At 38.4% G+C, this 19510-nt stretch carries 19 protein-coding genes; 3 read left to right on the forward strand and 16 right to left on the reverse strand.

What is annotated here, in order from left to right; translation table 11 throughout:
* Positions 1-124: 124 nt before the first annotated feature.
* From clpB to HMPREF9257_RS06565, 3 genes are all read right to left on the reverse strand, one after another.
* Positions 125-2734 (reverse strand): ATP-dependent chaperone ClpB, encoded by a 2610-nt coding sequence (gene clpB / locus HMPREF9257_RS06555; protein WP_006418630.1) that lies wholly within the window; start codon positions 2732-2734, stop codon positions 125-127.
* A gap of 125 nt (positions 2735-2859) precedes the next feature.
* A complete protein-coding gene (locus HMPREF9257_RS06560) occupies positions 2860-3261 on the reverse strand; it encodes a hypothetical protein (protein ID WP_006418670.1) in 402 nt (133 codons plus the stop codon).
* Between the two features lies 1 nt (position 3262).
* The gene (locus HMPREF9257_RS06565; RefSeq protein WP_006418679.1) at positions 3263-4138 is read right to left on the reverse strand and encodes an alpha/beta fold hydrolase; all 876 of its coding nucleotides are present in this window, start codon (positions 4136-4138) and stop codon (positions 3263-3265) included.
* Positions 4139-4240: 102 nt separating this feature from the next.
* Between HMPREF9257_RS06565 and HMPREF9257_RS06570 the strand changes: the two genes are divergently transcribed.
* Positions 4241-5053: a Cof-type HAD-IIB family hydrolase gene (locus HMPREF9257_RS06570; protein ID WP_006418681.1), complete on the forward strand. Its 813-nt coding sequence runs from the start codon at positions 4241-4243 to the stop codon at positions 5051-5053.
* 300 nt (positions 5054-5353) lie between these two features.
* Here HMPREF9257_RS06570 and HMPREF9257_RS06575 read toward each other — a convergent pair whose 3' ends face one another.
* Both HMPREF9257_RS06575 and HMPREF9257_RS06580 read right to left on the reverse strand, forming a co-directional pair.
* Positions 5354-6292 (reverse strand): YitT family protein, encoded by a 939-nt coding sequence (locus tag HMPREF9257_RS06575; protein WP_006418692.1) that lies wholly within the window; start codon positions 6290-6292, stop codon positions 5354-5356.
* Between the two features lie 12 nt (positions 6293-6304).
* Positions 6305-6742, reverse strand: a complete 438-nt coding sequence (locus HMPREF9257_RS06580; RefSeq protein ID WP_006418688.1) for a hypothetical protein — start codon at positions 6740-6742, stop codon at positions 6305-6307.
* A 130-nt stretch (positions 6743-6872) separates the two neighbouring features.
* On the opposite strand from HMPREF9257_RS06580, the gene HMPREF9257_RS06585 reads away from it, so the two are divergent.
* A complete protein-coding gene (locus tag HMPREF9257_RS06585; RefSeq protein ID WP_006418674.1) occupies positions 6873-8729 on the forward strand; it encodes a fructose-bisphosphatase class III in 1857 nt (618 codons plus the stop codon).
* 106 nt (positions 8730-8835) lie between these two features.
* Here the strand turns inward: HMPREF9257_RS06585 and HMPREF9257_RS06590 are convergent, their stop codons facing one another.
* The 4 genes from HMPREF9257_RS06590 to HMPREF9257_RS06605 all read right to left on the reverse strand — a co-directional run bounded on the left by HMPREF9257_RS06590 (position 8836) and on the right by HMPREF9257_RS06605 (position 13398).
* Entirely contained in the window at positions 8836-10674 is a 1839-nt protein-coding gene (locus tag HMPREF9257_RS06590; protein WP_006418664.1) for a heavy metal translocating P-type ATPase, read from the reverse strand.
* Positions 10675-10967: 293 nt separating this feature from the next.
* Positions 10968-11669 (reverse strand): MgtC/SapB family protein, encoded by a 702-nt coding sequence (locus tag HMPREF9257_RS08805; RefSeq protein ID WP_006418669.1) that lies wholly within the window; start codon positions 11667-11669, stop codon positions 10968-10970.
* A gap of 230 nt (positions 11670-11899) precedes the next feature.
* Positions 11900-12649, reverse strand: a complete 750-nt coding sequence (locus HMPREF9257_RS06600) for a class I SAM-dependent methyltransferase (RefSeq protein WP_006418643.1) — start codon at positions 12647-12649, stop codon at positions 11900-11902.
* A 263-nt stretch (positions 12650-12912) separates the two neighbouring features.
* Positions 12913-13398: an acyl-CoA thioesterase gene (locus HMPREF9257_RS06605; protein WP_006418635.1), complete on the reverse strand. Its 486-nt coding sequence runs from the start codon at positions 13396-13398 to the stop codon at positions 12913-12915.
* Between the two features lie 159 nt (positions 13399-13557).
* On the opposite strand from HMPREF9257_RS06605, the gene yaaA reads away from it, so the two are divergent.
* Positions 13558-14283 carry a peroxide stress protein YaaA gene (gene yaaA / locus HMPREF9257_RS06610; protein ID WP_006418615.1) on the forward strand — a complete coding sequence of 242 codons (726 nt, stop codon included), beginning with the start codon at positions 13558-13560 and terminating at the stop codon, positions 14281-14283.
* Positions 14284-14411: 128 nt separating this feature from the next.
* On the opposite strand, the gene ndk is transcribed toward yaaA, so the two are convergent.
* The 7 genes from ndk to HMPREF9257_RS06645 form a co-directional block, all read right to left on the reverse strand.
* Positions 14412-14831 carry a nucleoside-diphosphate kinase gene (gene ndk, locus HMPREF9257_RS06615; RefSeq protein ID WP_006418695.1) on the reverse strand — a complete coding sequence of 140 codons (420 nt, stop codon included), beginning with the start codon at positions 14829-14831 and terminating at the stop codon, positions 14412-14414.
* Positions 14832-14911: 80 nt separating this feature from the next.
* Complete coding sequence (locus HMPREF9257_RS06620) at positions 14912-15097, reverse strand: hypothetical protein (RefSeq protein WP_006418657.1); 186 nt, start codon at positions 15095-15097, stop codon at positions 14912-14914.
* A 247-nt stretch (positions 15098-15344) separates the two neighbouring features.
* A complete protein-coding gene (locus tag HMPREF9257_RS06625) occupies positions 15345-16190 on the reverse strand; it encodes an alpha/beta hydrolase (protein ID WP_176686287.1) in 846 nt (281 codons plus the stop codon).
* 484 nt (positions 16191-16674) lie between these two features.
* Complete coding sequence (locus HMPREF9257_RS06635; RefSeq protein WP_176686288.1) at positions 16675-17385, reverse strand: DUF4097 family beta strand repeat-containing protein; 711 nt, start codon at positions 17383-17385, stop codon at positions 16675-16677.
* A 221-nt stretch (positions 17386-17606) separates the two neighbouring features.
* Entirely contained in the window at positions 17607-18443 is an 837-nt protein-coding gene (locus tag HMPREF9257_RS06640; RefSeq protein ID WP_006418663.1) for a hypothetical protein, read from the reverse strand.
* 297 nt (positions 18444-18740) lie between these two features.
* Positions 18741-18842 (reverse strand): TipAS antibiotic-recognition domain-containing protein, encoded by a 102-nt coding sequence (locus tag HMPREF9257_RS09585; RefSeq protein ID WP_342610064.1) that lies wholly within the window; start codon positions 18840-18842, stop codon positions 18741-18743.
* 208 nt (positions 18843-19050) lie between these two features.
* Positions 19051-19510, reverse strand: a 460-nt coding sequence (locus HMPREF9257_RS06645; RefSeq protein WP_006418696.1) for a Rib/alpha-like domain-containing protein, incomplete at its 5' end; no start/stop codon positions are given.

Consider the following 19510-nt stretch of genomic DNA (forward strand, 5'->3'; position numbering starts at 1 on the left):
TCATAAGCTCCAGCAAGAACATCAATTTTTCATTTATTTTCCCTTTAAACAAAAAGCAGAGCCCAGCTTCTAGTTTTTCTTAGAGAAAAAACTAGGCTTAGCTCTGCTAATTCAATTAGACCGATTAAAGGGTCGGATTTAATACTTGGGTGTCAAAGGTCAAGTGATCATCCACATAGTCAACCTGAATGGTTGAGTTCGGCATCACTTTACCAGCAATAATTTCTTTGGCCAAAGGCGTTTCCAACTGTTTGGTGATAAAGCGTTGGAGTGGCCGTGCACCATACAAAGGATCGTAACCAGAATCCGCCAACCATTCAACTGCTTGGTCAGTCAAATCTAAGTGAATATCTTGTGCTTGAAGACGGCTTTGGAGTAAAGCCACCATTTTCAAGACAATCTTAGACATATTAGCCCGGGTTAATGGTGAGAACATAACAATGTCGTCAATCCGGTTCAAGAATTCTGGCTTAAATTGTTGTCGTAAGACTTGTTTTACTTGTTGGGTAGTTTGGTCTTCGATATGACCTTGGTCATCCACCCCTTCTAAGAGGAGATGAGACCCAACATTAGACGTCATAATCACGACGGTATTCTTGAAATCAACTGTCCGCCCCATTGAATCGGTCAAACGACCATCATCCAAGACTTGCAAGAGAATATTGAAGACATCTGGATGGGCTTTTTCAATTTCATCTAACAAAACAATGGTATATGGATTACGACGGACCGCTTCAGTTAATTGGCCGCCCTCTTCGTGACCAATGTATCCTGGAGGGGCTCCGACTAAACGAGACACGGTATGTTTTTCCATGTATTCGGACATATCAATCCGAATCATATGGTCTTCAGAGTCAAAGAGTTGTTGGGCTAAGGCTTTAGCCAATTCAGTTTTACCGACTCCAGTTGGACCTAAGAATAGGAAGGAACCAATTGGTTTAGAAGGATCCTGGATACCAGCCCTTGACCGTAAGACAGCTTCAGTGACCCGTTCGATGGCTTGGTCTTGGCCAATCACGCGTTGAGCTAACACCTTATCTAAGTTCAATAACTTAGTCCGTTCACCTTCGACTAATTTAGAAACCGGAATACCCGTCAAACGACCGACCACTTTAGCAATTTCTTCATCAGTCACAGATTCTTGGGTTAGCTTATGGTCATTTTCTTGTTCTGCTTCATTTAAGGCTTTAAGTTCTTTTTCCAATTGCGGAATCATACCATGCCGGAGTTGAGCTGCTTTTTCTAAATCGTAATTTGATTCAGCTTCTTCTAAATCATGGCGAGCTTGGTCTAATTCTTGACGTTTATTGCGGAGAGCATTGATGGATTCCTTTTCAGTTTCCCAACGCATCTTCAATTGATTGGCTTGTTCTCTTAAGTCAGCTAATTCTTCTTGGAGAATTTCCAAACGCCGTTTTGAAGCATCATCCTCTTCTTTTTTGAGGGCTGCTTCTTCAATTTCTAAGGTCATCAAGCGTCGATTAACTTGGTCCATTTCCAAAGGTACAGAATTTAATTCCATCCGGATAGTAGCACATGCTTCATCAACCAAGTCAATAGCCTTATCAGGTAAAAACCGGTCGGTAATATAACGATTAGACAAAGTTGCGGCTGCCACTAGAGCCCCATCATGGATATTTACCCCATGGTGGATTTCAAACCGTTCTTTTAAGCCCCGCAAAATCGTAATGGTCGCTTCCACATCTGGTTCTTTAACCAAAACTTTTTGGAAACGACGTTCCAAGGCTTTGTCTTTTTCAAAGTTTTGCCGATATTCATCCAAGGTCGTCGCCCCAATACAGTGGAGTTCACCCCGGGCAAGCATTGGTTTTAATAAGTTGCCCGCATCCATAGATCCTTCCGTTTTACCTGCCCCGACAATGGTATGGATTTCATCAATAAAGAGCAAGATTTGGCCTTCTGATTTTTGGACTTCTTTAAGAACTGCTTTCAAACGTTCTTCAAATTCACCCCGGTATTTAGCCCCGGCAATCAAGGCCCCCATATCTAGGGAGTAAATTTCTTTATCTTTTAAGTTATCAGGGACATCCTTACGGACAATCCGTTGGGCTAGACCTTCAACAATGGCCGTTTTACCCACCCCAGGTTCCCCGATGAGGACTGGGTTATTTTTGGTTTTACGGGTTAAAATCCGGATGACATCACGAATTTCTTCCTCGCGCCCAATGATTGGGTCCATTTTATTATTTTTTACCGCTTCATTAAGATTTACGGCATATTGTGACAAAGCTTCATAAGTTTCTTCAGCATTTTGTTGAGTCACGTGATCGCCTCCTCTAATTTCATCAATCTTAGCCTTTAAGTCAGCTTCCTTTAAGTCTTGTTGGGTCAAAAACTCAGTGAGCGGATTATGCTTTTGTTTCATTAAAGCTAAGAGGACCATTTCTGTGGCAATAAACTTATCCCCATTGTCCTCAGCTAATTGACCCGCATCCGCGATTAATTGATTCATCCGTGGACTAATGGCTTGGCCATAATTCACATTGGATCCGGAAACTTCCGCAATTTTATCAATTTCATTCTCAACCAGACGCTTAAAGGCCTCGGTATCAATATTTAATTCATCATATAAGTGTTTCGCAAAATGGTCTGCCTGTAAGAAAACCAACCATAAATGCGGTAAATCAATTTCTTGGTGATGACGACGCATCGCAATTTGTTGGGCTTCGCCAATGGCTTGTTGCATGGTCGTAGTCATTTTATCAATCATCATGTCACAACCTTTCTCGTAACTTTGATATTGGTCAAATAAAGTCAAACTTTTTCTTCTAAAAAAATTGCTAAAAGCTTATTTATAACTTTTAACAATTCTTAGTATATACCTTTAGTCAAAAAAGGTCAAATGTTTTTATGGTTTTGGTCAAACTTTTCTCCATCAGTTAATTGAGAGGCCTGGTCATCATATAAGTCTAAGAAGAAATCAAAGGATAAGGATTGTAATTTAATTCCTTCTAGCTGATTAACAAAGCTAGGTAACTCTTGTTTTATTTCTTCTATAAAGCTTAAGAGACTGGATAAATCTATCTTTATCTGTGACGTACGAGTTAAATAGATATCTTCTACATACTCTAGGAGTCGGCGACGATCTGCTAACATCAGTTGGGGAAAGCCAGTTCGAATATCCGTCGCAATATGACTTTGGGCTACTTCGATAAGTAAAAGTAATTGGCAATGCCCGACTGGCGCCGGGCTCAGATGGTTTAAATTAATGGTATGGGTTAGTAATTGAGCGCGAGACACCTCACCCCTCCTCACTTTGAAAATCTATAAATTGATAACGTTGGCGAATTAAGTCAACCGTGTGGGTCCAAATTTCTTTTTTATCATCTTTATAAAGGTAAGCCTGACCTAAAAAGATTGCTGCTTTATATACTTCTTTATAGTCTACTTGATGGGCCTTGCCAACTTGAGGGTCAAAATATAAGTAATTTGCAAAAGGTTTTTTGACATTCATTTTAATGAATTCCTCGGTTAGATTATATTCAACAAAATGATCCTTGCAGCCGTGCCAGAAATAAAGTGGCATATCTTTTAGATTGTCTTTATGCAATGACAAGTCTAAGGCAAAAAATTCTTGGTAAAGACCCAAGGCTTTCAAGAGTCTATTTTCGTCGTGTAATAAGGTTTCGGCATTCAACTGACTATCATCTTGATTCATCCGGATTAAATGACGGGCTAATTTTAAGAGTTGGGGTGAACCCATTAAGACTGCAGCCGATTTTATTCCAAAATTTTGGCTAAGGAGCATACAAGAAGTAATCCCTCCCATTGAAATCCCTGCAACCGCCACATAGTCATCCTTAATTAAGTTCTGGTCACGGTAGGCTGCGACTAATAACGGAAATTCTTTGACATTCGCCAAAATGGTTTCAATAAATTCTTGGTTATCAAAGGGAAGGTCTTCTTGACGGCGCAGGCCATGATGAAGACAATCTGGTATTAGCACCCGGTAGCCTTGTTTGGCTAACTCAAAACCAGCAGCCGCACACTCTTCACGGCAGGAAGTCCAACCATGATAGAAGACCACTAAGGGTCGCGCTTGGTCTATCCCCTCTTGGGCAACAAACTCTAAGAGGGGTATCGATGCAACTTTTTTTTCAATAATTTCAACTGACATGGTCGACTTCTCCCTATTCACAGATTTACTTTAATATAGTAAAAAAATTTTACAAAGTCCAACAATTCGCTATAATAAAGTGTAGTAGAAAGGGGTAGCTGCATGCAACAACACCTAATTGCCATCGATTTAGATGGCACCACCTTAAACGACCAATCCCAATTAAGTGAAAAAACGATTGAAACCCTACGCAAATTAGACCAATTAGGTCATTTAGTTTGTATTGTAACCGGTCGACCTTACCGGAATAGTCGTGATATATACCGCCAAATCGGCTTAGATAATCCCATTGTAAATTTTAACGGTGCTTATTGCCATTATCCTAGTCGACCAGCTTGGCTAGGCGGATATCATTATGAATTGGATAAAGAAATTGCCTTTGATTTGCTAACCAAACAGGATGAGTTAGGAATTGACATGATCTTGGCTGAAGGAAAAGAACAACTTTATTCTTCCAACCTAAATATTCCAGACAGTCCCTTTTTCCCAAAGGATTCCAATCTTATTGCTAGCCTGAACCGTAAATCCCTTTTAGATAATCCGACTGCCCTTACTATTCTTTGTGCTGAAAGTAATATGAAGGTCATTGAAGACAGAATTATTGCTCATTATGGGGATAGTGTTTCCGTTAGAACTTGGGGTGGAGTTTTACCTTTACTAGAAGTCATTCATGCAGGAATCTATAAGAACCGCGGCGTCCAAGCCATTGCCGATTTTTATCATATTCCTCTCCAAAATATCTTGGCTTTTGGAGACGAAAATAATGATTTAGAAATGCTCCAATATGCCGGTTTAGGGGTAGCCATGAAGAATGCTGTGCCAGAAGTTTTAGCTGTGGCAGATGCCGTGACCGATTATACCAATGACCAAGATGGCTTAGCCTTATTCTTGGAAGAATATTTTAATCTGAAATAATCATTTAATAAAAAATAATTAAAGCTTGGCTAATTGTAGGCCAAGCTTTTTTATTATCGACTTATAAAAATCGTCTCAAAGATGAAGGAAATTTGAGCGGAAGGTTAAGAATATTCTATGGTTTTCGCTAGAATGGGTGGATTGTATTCGGTGAATCCAGCGATGGACTTGAGATCATGCGTTCACCGATTTTGCCAGAAACTCTAGATTATTCCCACCCCAAAAACTAAATATATCAAAAAGCACGAATAAAAAATGAAGGGAGCTGGGCTTTTTGCCCGCTCCCCGAATTGTTATAAATTAGGATTCGTAAAATTTCCGGCTGTCTGTCATACCGGCTTTCATTTTATCCATTCTTTCTTGTTGCTGCCGGGTTAAGAAATGACCATTAACCCGGATTGATTTAATAATATTGACGAAGGCCTTGGGATCGACTTCTTCCACGGCCATTTCTAAGTCGAAGAGTTCATACCGGTTAATCACAACCATTAAAACCTTTCGTGTCGAATTAGAATAACCCCCGTAGGCATCCAAAATAGTAATTCCCCGATGAAGATTGGCATAAATTGACTGAACCACTGGATTAACCTCACTGGTAACGATAAAAACAGTTAAACGTTCTTCATTCGTATGGATGATATTAATCATATAAGAAGTAACGAACATAGAAATTAGAGTAAATAGGGCTAACTCTAGCGAATAAATGGCCGCTGAAAAGCCAATAATAATCATATTCATCATAAAGTTCAAAGAGCCCACATTCATCCCAGTCTTACGGTGAATAACCATTGAAACAATATCTAGACCACCTGAGGACATCCCATAACGAATTAAGGGTCCAATCCCCACACCGGCAATCACCCCGCCGACAATGGCATTCAACAAGGGTTCGGATGAAATTTGAGTAATCGGGATTATATTTGACGCTAAAGATGATACGGCAACCACAACTAGGGTTAGGAGGGTGAATTTACGCCCTAATTGCACCCAGGATAAGATGATAACTGGAATATTCATTAAGAAGTAAATTGTACCAGTTTGCACCATGATAGGTTGGGGGAGAAGATTTTCCAAGGCATAGGTTACTAACTGGGCGAAACCAATTAAACCACCAGAATAAATATGACCCGGAATTAAGAATAAATTCAAGGACACCCCAAAACAAAGGGATGAAAATAAAATCAAAAGAACCGTAAAAACATAATTTAAGGCTGGATATTTTACTAGTAAACGATTCATCACAAGAACTACCTACGCTTTTTTGCCATCGAGGCTGGTCTCAAATTCTTTAACTAAGTTTCGAGCAATGCCAGATCCCATAATCATGGTTTGATAAAGAGGTTCTGGATCTTGACCCACCCGCATCAAGGTCCTTAAAAAGATTTCGCCATCGCCAGCTAAAAATAGATTATAATAACCGGTCCGCATTTCATTAAGCTGGTTAATTAATTCTAAAGCTTGACCTTCTTGCGCCCGATCTTTCATATTATAGATATTACGATAGATTACTTGGGCATCAGCATAGTCATCTTGACCACCCTGAATAATTACTTCAATGGCTGAGGCACGATTTTTTTGAATTTGGAAATTCATACGATGTAACATATGTCCATTTTCAATTTCTTGGCTTTTAAGTGGCACCTTTTTACTATTTAAAAGTTGAACAAAATTATCATTAATCACAGACATTCTATCACTCCATTTCAGCTTATATAAGTCAGTATAACATATCAGGCTTAAAGTCACAGAAAATATATCCTAAATAAAATTTTTCTGTTATAATCTGTTTAAACAAATAAAAAGGAGTTGGATCCTATCTATGACAAGTTGTAAAAATTCGGCTGATTTAACAGAAATTATTAACCTTAAAGCCATTCAAGCCTTACCTAAAGCAACAGAACACTTTATTTCTGATATTCATGGTGAATTTGAAGCCTTTGACCATCTTAAACGATCATGTTCGGGTATCATTTCTATCAAAATAGCTGAATTATTCTCGGGAGAATTAACCCAGAAAGAACAAAATATTCTCTGTTTTACTATTTATTATCCCGAAGAATTTATTGAGAATAAAACGTATTCTTCAGACCAATGGAAGGTCTTACTGAACCGACTGGTTAAGGTCACCCGCCATGTTTCAAGTAAATATACCCGGTCCAAGGTACGTAAAGCCTTACCAGAAGAATATGCCTACATTATGGAAGAACTCCTTTATCAATACGACCAAGATTCAAATAAACAAGCCTATTATGACGCTATCTTCCAATCGATCATTGATTTGGACCTAGCCTCCCACTTTGCGGTCAGTCTAGCTCGGGTTATTCAGCAATTTGTAGTAGATCACCTGCATATCTTAGGTGATATCTACGACCGGGGGTCTCATCCAGATTCCATTATTGATGCCCTGATGGAAGTGCCTAGCATGGACTTACAATTAGGTAACCATGATATCATCTGGATTGGAGCTTATTCCGGTTCCCTCGCTCTTTTAGCTATCGCCTTACGGATTTCCTTACGCTATGGTCATATTCGTTTGTTAGAAGAAGGTTATGGTATTGATTTATCGCGTCTTGCTAAATTTGCGGATAAATACTATGAAGATAACCCCGCCTTCCATCCAAGAGGCATTGATAAAAATTCGATTCGTCCCGATAAATTCCTATCGATTACCAAAATGCACCAGGCTATCTCAATCATCCAATTTAAACTAGAAGGTCAAATCATCGATCGCCGTCCCGACTTTAAGATGGATGACCGCAAACAATTACATATTATGAATGAAGACTATAGTCAGATTACAATTGATGGTCAAACCTACCCCATTGAAAATGGGTGTTTCCAATTAGTAGATCCAGAAAAACCGTACGAATTAACCCTAGGTGAAGAACTATTAATTTTGGACCTTGCCAATCAACTCCAACACTCTAAACGGTTCAAAAAACATATTGACTTCTTAATGAGTCTGGGCCAACTTTATACTTTGAATAATGGGAACCTACTTTTCCACGGTTGCATGCCTTGTCTACCGAATGGCGATTTTATGCCAGTGACATTCCAAGGCAAATCCTATAGAGGTCGATCTTTAATGGATTTCTATGATCAAGCCATTCATGAAGCTTATAACCACCCTGAAATTACCGACGATCATGCCACCGATCTGGTATGGTATATCTGGTGTGGTGAAGGGTCAACTCTTTTTGGCAAGAAAACGATGAAAACCTTTGAACGATACTTCATTCCAGATAAGACTACCCATAAAGAACCCCAAAATCCTTATTATGAATTCCGTAATCATGAAGACTTCTGTGTTAAACTCTTGCAAGAATTTGGTTTAGATGAATCAGGTTACATTGTTAATGGTCATACCCCCGTTAAAGCCTTAAAAGGTGAGCGTCCAATTAAAGCCCATGGCAAGTGTTTAGTTATCGATGGGGGCTTATCCCGGGCCTACCAAAAAGAGACTGGCTTAGCTGGCTACACCCTGATTGATAACTCAAATGAAGTCTATTTAGTGGCTCACCACCCATTTACAAGCCGGGCAAACGCAATCAAAAATCTCCAAGAAGAACTTCCACAACAAGAAATTGTTTTTAAACGGGCAACCCGGAAAATGGTGGGCCAAACAGATATTGGCCACCAACTCAGTCAACAAATCAATGACCTCTTAGAAAAATAAGCGGGACTCGATTTTTACCTTGCTCCATTTAAAAAATCCTCAAAGTAATGGAAACTGGACCCTTTGACCCAGTCTCCTACTTTGAGGACTTTTTATTTTAACTTTACTATTTCTTTCCTTGAGGTTTGCCTGCTAATAAGCGAAGGCCATTTAAAATAACTAAAATCGTTGACCCTTCATGACAAGCTACCGCTAAAGGTAGAGGTAAAACGCCAAATAGATTTAAGCTAATTAAAAGGATGATAACCCCCACCGCAAAAATCATATTTTGATTAATAATATGATTTAAATGGTGACTCACTTGATAAGCATAGAGCAATTCTTGCAAGTTGTTCTTAGCAATTATCACATCGGATGATTCTAAAGCAACGGCTGAACCGGCCCCCATACCAATACCAATATCTGCAGCAGCTAGGGCCGGCGCATCATTGATGCCATCCCCAATCATACCTACAATCGCTTGCGTCTTTTGAAGATCAAGAACTTGATTGTATTTATCTTCCGGCATCATCCCAGCTTCAACATGGTCAATCCCAACTTCATGAGCAACAGCTTGAGCTACTTGAAGATTGTCGCCTGTTAACAAATGAACATCCACCCCGGCCGCTTTAAAGTCATTCACTGCTGCTTTAGCTTGGGGACGTATTTGGTCAGATAAGGCAAAGTAACCGACAATTTGATCCTTATCAGTAACTAAAACGACTGAATGGTTGGCTTGATAAGCTTGGCGGTAATTGTGGGGGTCAGCAAATTCAGTAAAATTGGCCGGTTTACCAATCATTAGGTCCCCCATTTTAAGTCCTTTACCCGCAACTTCTTCAACCTTAGCTGATTTACTTAAAGGGTGAATATCCATTTTGTCCAAATAAGTGACTAAAGCTTTAGCAATCGGATGGTTAGATTCTTGTTCCATGGTTATCACTTGAGCTAAATAAGCAGGATCAGCCATTTGAGAATCTACCACGGCAAAGTCCCCCACCGTTAAAGTCCCAGTCTTATCACTTAATAAAACAGACATTGAAGCTAAAGCTTCTAGGGCAGCACCCCCCTTGAAAAGAATGCCATGACGAGCCCCATTAGAGATAGCAGACAGGGTCGCCGGCGTCACAGAAGCCACCAAGGCACATGGACTGGCCACCGTTAGGAAGACCATCCCCCGGTAAAAGGCCTCTCTAAATGGTAGGCCTTGCCATTGCATCAATAGAAAAATGAAAAATGGCACTAATAATAAAACAGCGGTCACATAATAAGGTTCTATCTTATCAATACGTTTAGAGACCCGGGAAGGACGTTCTTGGGCTGTTTTAACCATTCGGATAATATTAGAGAAGATGGTCTGGTCGGCCGCTTTAGAAACTTCCAGATTAAAGGCATTTCCTTCATTGACTGTTCCGGCAAAAACTTCAGCTCCCGCTTCCTTGGCTACCGGCACAGATTCACCCGTCAAGGCTGCTTCATTTACTTGGACCACTTGGTCTGCATAACCATCAATCGGAACTTGGTCGCCTTTAGAGACTAAAACGCGGTCGCCTACTTGGAGGCTCTCCGTTTCAACCTCTAAAATTTCACCAGAAGCTTGGATTTTCTTAGCTTTTTGAGGCACTTGATTCATCAAGGCTTTAATTTCCTTGGTAGATTTTTGGTTGGCATAGTGTTCTAAGTTTTCGGCTAAGTTAAAAATAAAGAGTAACATGGCCCCTTCCATTTCATAATGGATCAAAGCCGCTCCGACCGCAGCTAGGACCATCAATAAATCAACATTCGGTTTTCTTTTTTCAAAGGTATCGATGACAGCGTGATGAGTCGATTCATAACCTAAAAAGATCATTGCAAGATATGTGACATAGGCTTGTAGGGGTTGGGGCAAGAAATAAGCGACAATAAACAAAAGTGTTCCAGCGACGAGTAAACGACCAGATTGCGTTGATAAAAAGTACTTTACCATAGTAATCCCTCCTAAATAATCTTTTACCCTTAATAAAAAATATCGCAAAAATAAGACATAGTAATACGTCTCACAATTGCGCTCTTGGGCGAACTGCTATGATTGGCGACTAGCCAATCATCCGGCTGCATGGGTTTCCACCGCTTGTTCGTTTATTAAGTTGTTTTTCTATACTTGTATTATAGGTTAATTCTTATTCAAATACAAGTCTTAATTGTAAAGATTCTAAATAGTAATTACTACAGATTAACCTTGACCGCCACGTTATCTTGCGACCTTAGCTTGGACACACTTTATTCCATTTGGCTACTAATCAAAGTAATTTCAATGCCGGTTTCTGATTTAAATTCTTCCAAAAACTTAGCTCTACCTGACCCATTCAAACTAGCCGATAAATAATATAAAGACTTAGCCTGCCCCTGTAATTCATGGGGGTGGAGACTGGAAATATGAATATCTTTTTGATGACAGAAATTGAATAAATTCATGAGGGCATTCTCGCCTGATAAGTCCACAAGCGCTTCAATATAATCTGACCGACTTTGAATCCGGTCTTTAATAGGACTAAAAGAAACCAAAATGATGACGATAGCAATTGTCACAACAATAGCCGCTTCATAGAAGCCAATACCAATCGTCAAACCTATACAAGCAGCCGACCAAAGTGAAGCAGCCGTGGTAAGGCCCCTAATTTGATTCCCTCGGGTGACCAAAATCGTCCCCGCCCCTAAAAAACCGATTCCAGAAATGACCTGGGCTGCCATCCAGGTCACGGACGAGGCTTCATAAAAATCATAAGCATAAACATTGGTCATCATCACCGTACATGCCGTCAAACAAACCAAGGTATGGGTCCGCAAACCCGCTGACCGGTTCGACTTTTCCCGTTCATAACCAAGAATGGCACCTACGACTATCGCCATAAGCACTCTGACTGAAATGGTAATAAAATTAAGCGCTTGAAAATCTAAATCAACTAATTCTTGAAAATTCATAATCTCCCTCCTTTTCCTCACTTAAATAGTTAATTATTAATATAAATCATTGAATTGGCTCACCTTTGTTACTAAATAACTATAGCTATATTTTATCATTTCTTCAGAAATAAGCTATTAATATAGGCAAGGAAAAAGCAGGTTAGTGATAGAAAATTGTGAATTTTCCATTACTAACCTGCTTCTAATTGGACAATTAATCAAATTTTTTAATCCATAATTATCATATATTAAATTGATTTACTTAAAATTAAAGCATAGGACATACACTCATCAATATTGGCTTCTGAATAGTACTGCATGGTCTTGTAATCCATTTTACCATTTGGAAAGACTGCATCTACCTTTAAATTTGCCTGACTAGCCAAAGCGCTCATTCGGTCCGGCTTGTAACACCTTAATTTTTGGACAAATGATTGCTTGCTTGATATTTGAGTCCAAGTATCTACCATGGCCTGGTCTTTCTCATCAAAAGCATAGACTCGCTTAAAATCAGAACCCAGAGCCATCTGCTGACCCGCTGCTTTTCGCCAGTAGTCAGGCTGGTAAACCTCAATATACGCTCTACCCTCAGGTTTCAACCAAGTATGAATCTGTTTTAAGAGCTTCAATTGATCGTCATCACTGCCTAGGCCAAAACCATCTAAATAATATACTAAATCAAACTTTTTAGATGGTTGAAATTGATAAAAATCAGCCTGGATAAACTCTACCTGACTGCCATACTTTTCTTGATTGACTTGAGCAATTTGATGAACCGTCTCATCAAAATCGAGCGCCGTTACAGTAGCTCCACGTAGATTTAAGTCAATAGCTGCTAATCCTACACCAGCCCCCAATTCTAGGGAAGTATAGGGGATTTTTCCTAATCTTTTAATCATCAAATCTGTTTGTTCTTGATAGTTTTCTAAGGTCATTTGACTGTAGAAGTCTTTCAAAGCAGCTTGGGTACCTTTATAAAATGTCTCATTTGTGTTCATTAATCCACCACCATAAATTTAAAGAAACAATTATAGAGGCGACGGCACCGCCTAAACTTGCTAAACCGGCAATTGGAACACACATGGCATTATTAACGTCGATTTGCTCATAAACCTCCTGTAGTGTTGACTATTTCTCTCCAAAACTGTCAGTGGTTCAGAATGCATTAATCCATTCATTTTATTTGGTTTGCTATCATTAAGTTCGTCGATTACTTTTTCCCTATAACTATTATTTAAAATTTTATATTTAACAAATTTTATTACATATCATCCTTAACGCCAACGGCTACCATTCGAGCTTTGGCACGGATTACTCCTTCGGCTTCCATTTCCATATTGACGATTATCTTGCGTTCACCAATCTCTTCTGGCCGTGCCGTAACGGTAATCAGGGCATCAATTGGGATAGGCTTCTTAAAGTCCACTTCGAGTCTTGCTGTGATATAACGACCAATCACGGTATCTTCTGTTAATTCCAAGCCCTTTTGATGGTGGTTAAACCATGCGGCTGATGCAGTCCCATGACAGTCAAAAATCATAGCAATCATACCACCGTATAGGTTTGCTGGAACACCACCGGTATATTGTGGATCAGATTTAATTTGGCAAATAGTCGTTTCACCATCCTCGCTTGGATAGGTATGGAGATGTAAGCCGTCTGGATTTTTAGGGCCACAACCCCAACAATGTTGGAAACGTTCACCGTAGGTATCTTGAATGGCAATTTTATGGGCATGTTCAGTCATTTTTCTAAGCTCCTTTTTAATCAAAATTTATATATTAATTTTATCATTACCCTATCATTAAAGCAATGGGAGCGTTTTATTTTTCCTTAAATGTTATAAAAAATATCAAATTCCGTTATATTCCTGTATAATAAGTTAAACACCCTAAGGAGGTCTTGTATGCAAATTATCATCTCCCCTGCCAAAGAAATGAACTTAGTTCACCCACTTGCTCAAGACTGGCAGCTAAGTGCTGAAAGCCAAGAAATTGTGACTCACTTAAAGAATTTAAGTCCCAGTGAATTAAAAAAGGCGTTCAAAATCAATGATTCGCTTTTGACTGAAAATTTAGCCTTTATCCGGGCCTTTGATCAAACCATAACATATAAGGCTATCGATATGTACCATGGTTTGGCCTACCGCTGGATGGACCTTGACGCTTTGGATCAGACCGCCCTAACCTATCTTGATGACCATTTAACCATCCTATCTGCCCTTTATGGCCCAGTTCCCGCTAATCAGGCCATAAAGCCCTACCGTTTAGATTTCACTACTTCGCTAAAGCTAGGTAAAAAAAGTTTAAAGGCTTATTGGAAACCGGTCTATAATAAAACTTTTACAAAAGGAGAGACTATCCTAAACCTAGCCTCTGATGAGTTTTCTAGCCTATTCAAGCAAACAGATTACCAGTGGATTGATTTTGAATTTCAAGAATTAAAAGAGGGTAAGGTCAAAAAGCACTCAACCATTTCCAAAAAAGGACGCGGTCGCATGGTTAAATTTCTCGCCCAGCATCAAATTGTTGATCTAGCAAAAATTAAAGACTTTAGCGAAGACGGCTACTACTATAAGGCTGACCTATCCAAACCGGACCTATTTGTCTTTGAACGTCTGGCTGACAATTGATTTTTGCCAATGAGAGTAAATAAAAAATAACCCGAATAATATTAAATAGTCCCCCTTAAAGTTGGACCTAAAACTTCCACTTAGGGGGACCATATTAGCAAGGTTATTTTAATTTTCTAAGGATAAATTTATCCTTCACCAAACCAAATATTAATTTCACGTTCAGCGGATTCAACTGAGTCGGAACCATGAACCACATTCCGCATATCTCCATTTTCATCAGGGCCCATGGCAAAATCTGCCCGAATAGTTCCCATATCAGCTTCGGCGGGATTTGTAACCCCCATAGTCTTGCGCCAAGTTTTCACCGCATCCGGACCATAGAAAGTTCCAACGACTAGTGGCCCTTCCATCATATATCTTTCAATTTGATGGTAAAAAGGCTTCTCTAGTAAATCTTCATAATGGCGAGCTAAAATTGCTTTGTCAGCCTGACGCATTTCTAGCCGCGTTAATTTAAAGCCTCGTCGTTCAATTCGCCGTAATACCTCACCGACAAGTCCACGCTTAACTCCATCTGGTTTCACAATAAATAATGTTTCTTGCATAAGCATCCCTCACTATTTTTTATTTTATTGTAGCATAAATATGTCAATGGAATAAAGCGTTATCATAGCTTTTATTACTCTTAGTATTGATTAATCATTTGACATTCTGCTTCTTGACGACTAATTTCCCCAGCATTACACCATGCCATTAATTGGACATCATGATTATTTAATTTATAAAATCGTAAAATAATCAAGGATATTACCAGGCCGATCGCAGACACAAAGCAGGATGCTGCCCACAATTTATCGGCACAACCAGCCATTTGTTGGGCATTTTCTCCTGATAGAAAACTACTGATTGATAGTGTAATCGCACCTAAGTACTTTATCTAATTTAACCATCATCTAATAAATTTCAGCTTACATCCGACCAAAGAATTAAGTTTTTTTGAATGTTTAATATAAATAAAGAAGTATGCAAAATGAATCATTGACTATAAAACTTCAATAAAATATAGCCCCCTTAAAATTGAATAAAAACTCAATTTTAGGGGGCTAATAAATATGTTTTTAACTTTTATCCTCTAAAAACTTAAAGATTTGATTATTAATTTCATCTAAGACATCCTCATAGTCTTTGCTATTGATATTCCCATCAATTAAGTTGGTTAAGAATGGTGAGGAAACTCTTAGATCAGTTAAACCTAAGTGGCCCACATCCGTTACATGATAATTAATAAATTTATCCTGATTGGCGTCGAGTAACTTCACATTCGTATGATACTCACTATCCCCTAGCTCTGGTAGTTTATCCCAAAGGGCATCGGAATAAATTTGCAAGACTGGCAAGGGATACTCTTCCTCAATGAAATTAAATTGATTTTCATCCGCACTGATAATATCCCCAAAGAAAGGAGCTTCTAACGATACAATTCCCTTAAATAATTGAGGCTCTTGGCGTCCAATTTCTAAAGCCGCCGCCCCACCTAAGGAATGTCCGGCTAAGAAAATTGTATCCTTATCAATGGGTTGATTAATCATTGATTCGAGTTGATTATCTTCTAACTGGTCAACTAGATATGCCATGTCTTCTACCTGTAAACCCACCCATTTTCTAAAATTATCTAAGCGTTCTTGATAATTTAGCCCTTGGTTTTGAGCCAGAACTTCTTGCATATAAGCCGTATCCACATTGATAATTTTGCCATCGGATAGGGTCGTAAAGAAGCTGTGGTAAGGATGAGATAAAGACATGACTAGATAACCCTTAGCAGCTAATTGTTGGAAAAGAATTTCATTAGACTGGTCAATCCCGAAAGACCCATGGGAGAAAATTAAGACTGGTAAATTTTTTTGAATTATTCTTAGGACACCAAACTCGTACGGGAATTTCCCGCTGACCTTTTTCCGTTTCATATTCCTTATAGGCCGTTTCATGCTTAAGATAAATTATCTGACTCTCAACCTCATCAGCCACGCCAGAATCAATTTGTCCAAAGGGTGGAAATACAAAAAAGAACAAAGCCACAAATACCATAATTAAAGAGCCCAAAAGCCCCAATAATTTCTTCCAAAGAGGTCTAATCTTACGAAAGAGAAAGACAAAGAAGCCGATCAGCGCTAGGATAGCTAAGAGCAAGAATAAATAATACATCAACAAATCTTCCAATAATTTATTAATCATATTAATAATACAAAGTTTAAGAAGCTAAAGTCAACCTAATTCCTATTATAATAATAAACTAATAAAATTGTTATAGTTGCTCTCAGTTTCATTTTGCTATATATAATCATCTAACTTTTCATTCCAAAATTTTAAGATTGCAAATCAAAGGATAAATGCAGCCACTTATATAAAAAAAGTCCAAACTGTCATTAGTCTGGACTCCCTATTATTTAATTATTGAATATCCACGTTACCCATTGAGGCCTTAATATCAATCACAGCATCATATTCTTGACTAGAGTTGCCATCGTTATTGACAGAGATATCTCCCATATCTGCATCAGTTAAATACTTATAATTACCATCATACATCTCAAGATCAACTAATCCCATGGATACTTTCATTTTAACAGTACCCTTACTAGCCTTCATCGAACCATCGAAACTCCCCATATCTAAATCTAAGTCAGAATCTCCAGCAAGTTCGACCTCATCAAATGCAATTGATCCCATATTTAAGTCTGCGGTTAAAGCACCTAAATTAGCATACTCTGCAGTTAAAGACCCCATTTGAAGGTCAAGAGCAGTCTGTCGAGATTTAACCTCTGATACAGATAGTGACCCCATATCCAGTTTAAAGGTCATTTGATCTAGGATATAATCCTTGGGGATTCGCACCGTAGTTAGAGCGAGAGAGTTATGGAAGAAGGGAAAGTCTACATGTGCAAATTTTTTACCACTATCTGTTATTCGAAGGGTATCGCCTTCTTGGTTGACCTTTATTTGCACTGCTTGATTGGAATACACTGGATACTCCACTTCAATCATAGGTTCATCACTGGGCTCAATCATAACTTCGTTCAAATTCAAGTCAATATCTAACGCTTTGATATCTTTATAATTATCAAAGTTTTGGGTATCCATCTCTTTTACACTTGATCCCAAAACAAAGCGACCTCCTGTTAAATAGAAAATACAAATACCAGCAAGGATAAATAGTAATAGCGCTTTCAAGGTTTTTATGATGACTCCCATGATTTTACCACCTTTCTTTGAGTACTGCTTGACTGTCTTTATTATATGAACTTGTCTTGATTTATTAATTAGACCTAAGTCGGATAGTTACTTTTTTACATTCTATTTGTCAAAAACCACTGATAATTCTCCTAGAAATTCACCTGAGAAAACATATAATAAATTGCAGAAACAAGCCCATGGGCCACCATAGCCGATAGAATATCTCGTTTTCGTTGGAGAAAGGCAAAAATGAAATAAAAAACAAGTGAAAGAATCAAGCTAGAAATCACACCTGCAACCAGGCCCTCACTCATAAATACGTTTGTTTGCCTATCGATAGCAAAAGGTAAGATCATGCCAATCCAAGTTAAGTAATTGGCATATTTATTCGTCAAATTTCCTTTAAAAAGATGGAGAGCTAAGGTATAAAAACTTGTTCGTAACGCAATTTCTTCAAAAATTGCACTATCTAAAGAAAGTATCAAAGCATGGATGGACCAATTAGGGGTTGGGGCTAGATACTTGATTTTTATAATAAAGTTTATCCCAGCTCCAAGTAGACCACAGAGGATCCCAATCAATACACTGATTAACCAAGCCTTATTTTTTCCATGAGAAATAAAAACGAGGTCAGACTCAGGATAAACCTCTTTTAAACGGAAAAAATTAAGACTTGCCAGAAAGGTTAATAAAATGGGCATAAGCGACCACCAATTAAACCGATAGAATTCCCAAATCAGGTGCCGATCTATTTCAGTTAAAGCCATTAAATAGGTCAATAACATAGCATTACCTATGGCTTTTTTATTGGGCAACTTATAGTCAAATAAAAGTAAAAGGTTAATTCCTAAAATATACAAATGGAATAAGTTCCCCGTAAGAAAGGTAGCATCCAAGGGAAAGTAGATACACACGAGTGAAAAACCTAATAAGAAAATTAATAGGAAACCTATATAATACAAACTGGGGGTATTATTTTTCGACATGTAATGCCCTCACTTTCTATGATTGATTCAATATAAAATCATATAATAGGATGTCAAATAATCAAAGCACACATCATAACTTCAATTATAAAAAAGTGACTGTAACAAGCCACTCCCTTGGTAAAAGGTTTGAATCAATCAGTTTAATCCAATCACAATTGCCCCTAAAAAGATCAAATGATTTTTCTCATAATTTAATGATAATATATCACAAATCATTAAATAAATGTATATCTAAAGCCTTGTGATGTTAACAAAAATCAAAGTACCCCAGGTGGCTTAACCTGGGGCATATTCTTATTTATTCACTCTGCAATATTCACTCATCGCATCCGAAGCATATTGAGCGGTTCCTTGATCGAATTGATCAATATTCTCTTTAAAGCGGTCATCCTTCACCTAACCTTGTCCAATTTTATCAAAGACCTCTAAGCTACAATCAAAGGCATATTTACAAGTGCAACTATTACTATTTACCAGCATTACTTGACATAGAGTCTTAATATTTCATGTTTTCTCAAATTGAAAAATCAAAAAAGCTAAGCAACATCGTTGCTTAGCTTTTTTGTGTATCCCGAATAACTCGTTAATACTTGCTCAATTACTCTTACTCTTCTTCTTTGCGACCTTTAGTAGCAACTAGTCCTAATCCTGATAGGATTGAAAGTGCTGCAGCACCAAAGATATGAGCTGACATTTCTTCACCTGTTTCAGGTAGCATACCAGCTTTATCCGCTTGAGTTGCTGAATCAGCGTTTGAAGTGTTTGAGTTTTCTGTTGAGTTATTTGAACCTGGTTGATCAGCACCTGGTTTAGTTGGATCTTTTGGATCTTCCTCACCTGGGGTTTCTGGATCTTTTGGATCTTCTGTTCCTGGATTTTCTGGATCCTTAGGATCTTCTGTTCCTGGATTTTCTGGATCTTTTGGATCTTCTTCACCTGGGTTTTCTGGATCTTTTGGATCTTCCCCACCTGGGGTTGTATCCTTAACTGTGACTGGTACGTCTACGATTTCACTTGATCCATCTGGATAAGTTACTTCAACTTTTCCTGTGTAATCTCCTGGG

Source organism: Eremococcus coleocola ACS-139-V-Col8, assembly GCF_000183205.1.
Lineage (GTDB): Bacteria > Bacillota > Bacilli > Lactobacillales > Aerococcaceae > Eremococcus > Eremococcus coleocola.

What these genes read in the sequence shown, in the direction of transcription:
- HMPREF9257_RS06625 (WP_176686287.1), bottom strand. Translation starts at nt 16,190, where the DNA reads ATGAAACGGAAAAAGGTCAGCGGGAAATTCCCGTACGAGTTTGGTGTC.
- HMPREF9257_RS06590 (WP_006418664.1), bottom strand. Translation starts at nt 10,674, where the DNA reads ATGGTAAAGTACTTTTTATCAACGCAATCTGGTCGTTTACTCGTCGCT.
- HMPREF9257_RS06575 (WP_006418692.1), bottom strand. Translation starts at nt 6,292, where the DNA reads ATGAATCGTTTACTAGTAAAATATCCAGCCTTAAATTATGTTTTTACG.
- HMPREF9257_RS06585 (WP_006418674.1), top strand. Translation starts at nt 6,873, where the DNA reads ATGACAAGTTGTAAAAATTCGGCTGATTTAACAGAAATTATTAACCTT.
- yaaA (WP_006418615.1), top strand. Translation starts at nt 13,558, where the DNA reads ATGCAAATTATCATCTCCCCTGCCAAAGAAATGAACTTAGTTCACCCA.
- HMPREF9257_RS06565 (WP_006418679.1), bottom strand. Translation starts at nt 4,138, where the DNA reads ATGTCAGTTGAAATTATTGAAAAAAAAGTTGCATCGATACCCCTCTTA.
- HMPREF9257_RS06600 (WP_006418643.1), bottom strand. Translation starts at nt 12,649, where the DNA reads ATGAACACAAATGAGACATTTTATAAAGGTACCCAAGCTGCTTTGAAA.
- HMPREF9257_RS06570 (WP_006418681.1), top strand. Translation starts at nt 4,241, where the DNA reads ATGCAACAACACCTAATTGCCATCGATTTAGATGGCACCACCTTAAAC.
- HMPREF9257_RS06620 (WP_006418657.1), bottom strand. Translation starts at nt 15,097, where the DNA reads ATGGCTGGTTGTGCCGATAAATTGTGGGCAGCATCCTGCTTTGTGTCT.
- HMPREF9257_RS06605 (WP_006418635.1), bottom strand. Translation starts at nt 13,398, where the DNA reads ATGACTGAACATGCCCATAAAATTGCCATTCAAGATACCTACGGTGAA.
- clpB (WP_006418630.1), bottom strand. Translation starts at nt 2,734, where the DNA reads ATGATGATTGATAAAATGACTACGACCATGCAACAAGCCATTGGCGAA.
- ndk (WP_006418695.1), bottom strand. Translation starts at nt 14,831, where the DNA reads ATGCAAGAAACATTATTTATTGTGAAACCAGATGGAGTTAAGCGTGGA.
- HMPREF9257_RS06580 (WP_006418688.1), bottom strand. Translation starts at nt 6,742, where the DNA reads ATGTCTGTGATTAATGATAATTTTGTTCAACTTTTAAATAGTAAAAAG.
- HMPREF9257_RS08805 (WP_006418669.1), bottom strand. Translation starts at nt 11,669, where the DNA reads ATGAATTTTCAAGAATTAGTTGATTTAGATTTTCAAGCGCTTAATTTT.
- HMPREF9257_RS06640 (WP_006418663.1), bottom strand. Translation starts at nt 18,443, where the DNA reads ATGTCGAAAAATAATACCCCCAGTTTGTATTATATAGGTTTCCTATTA.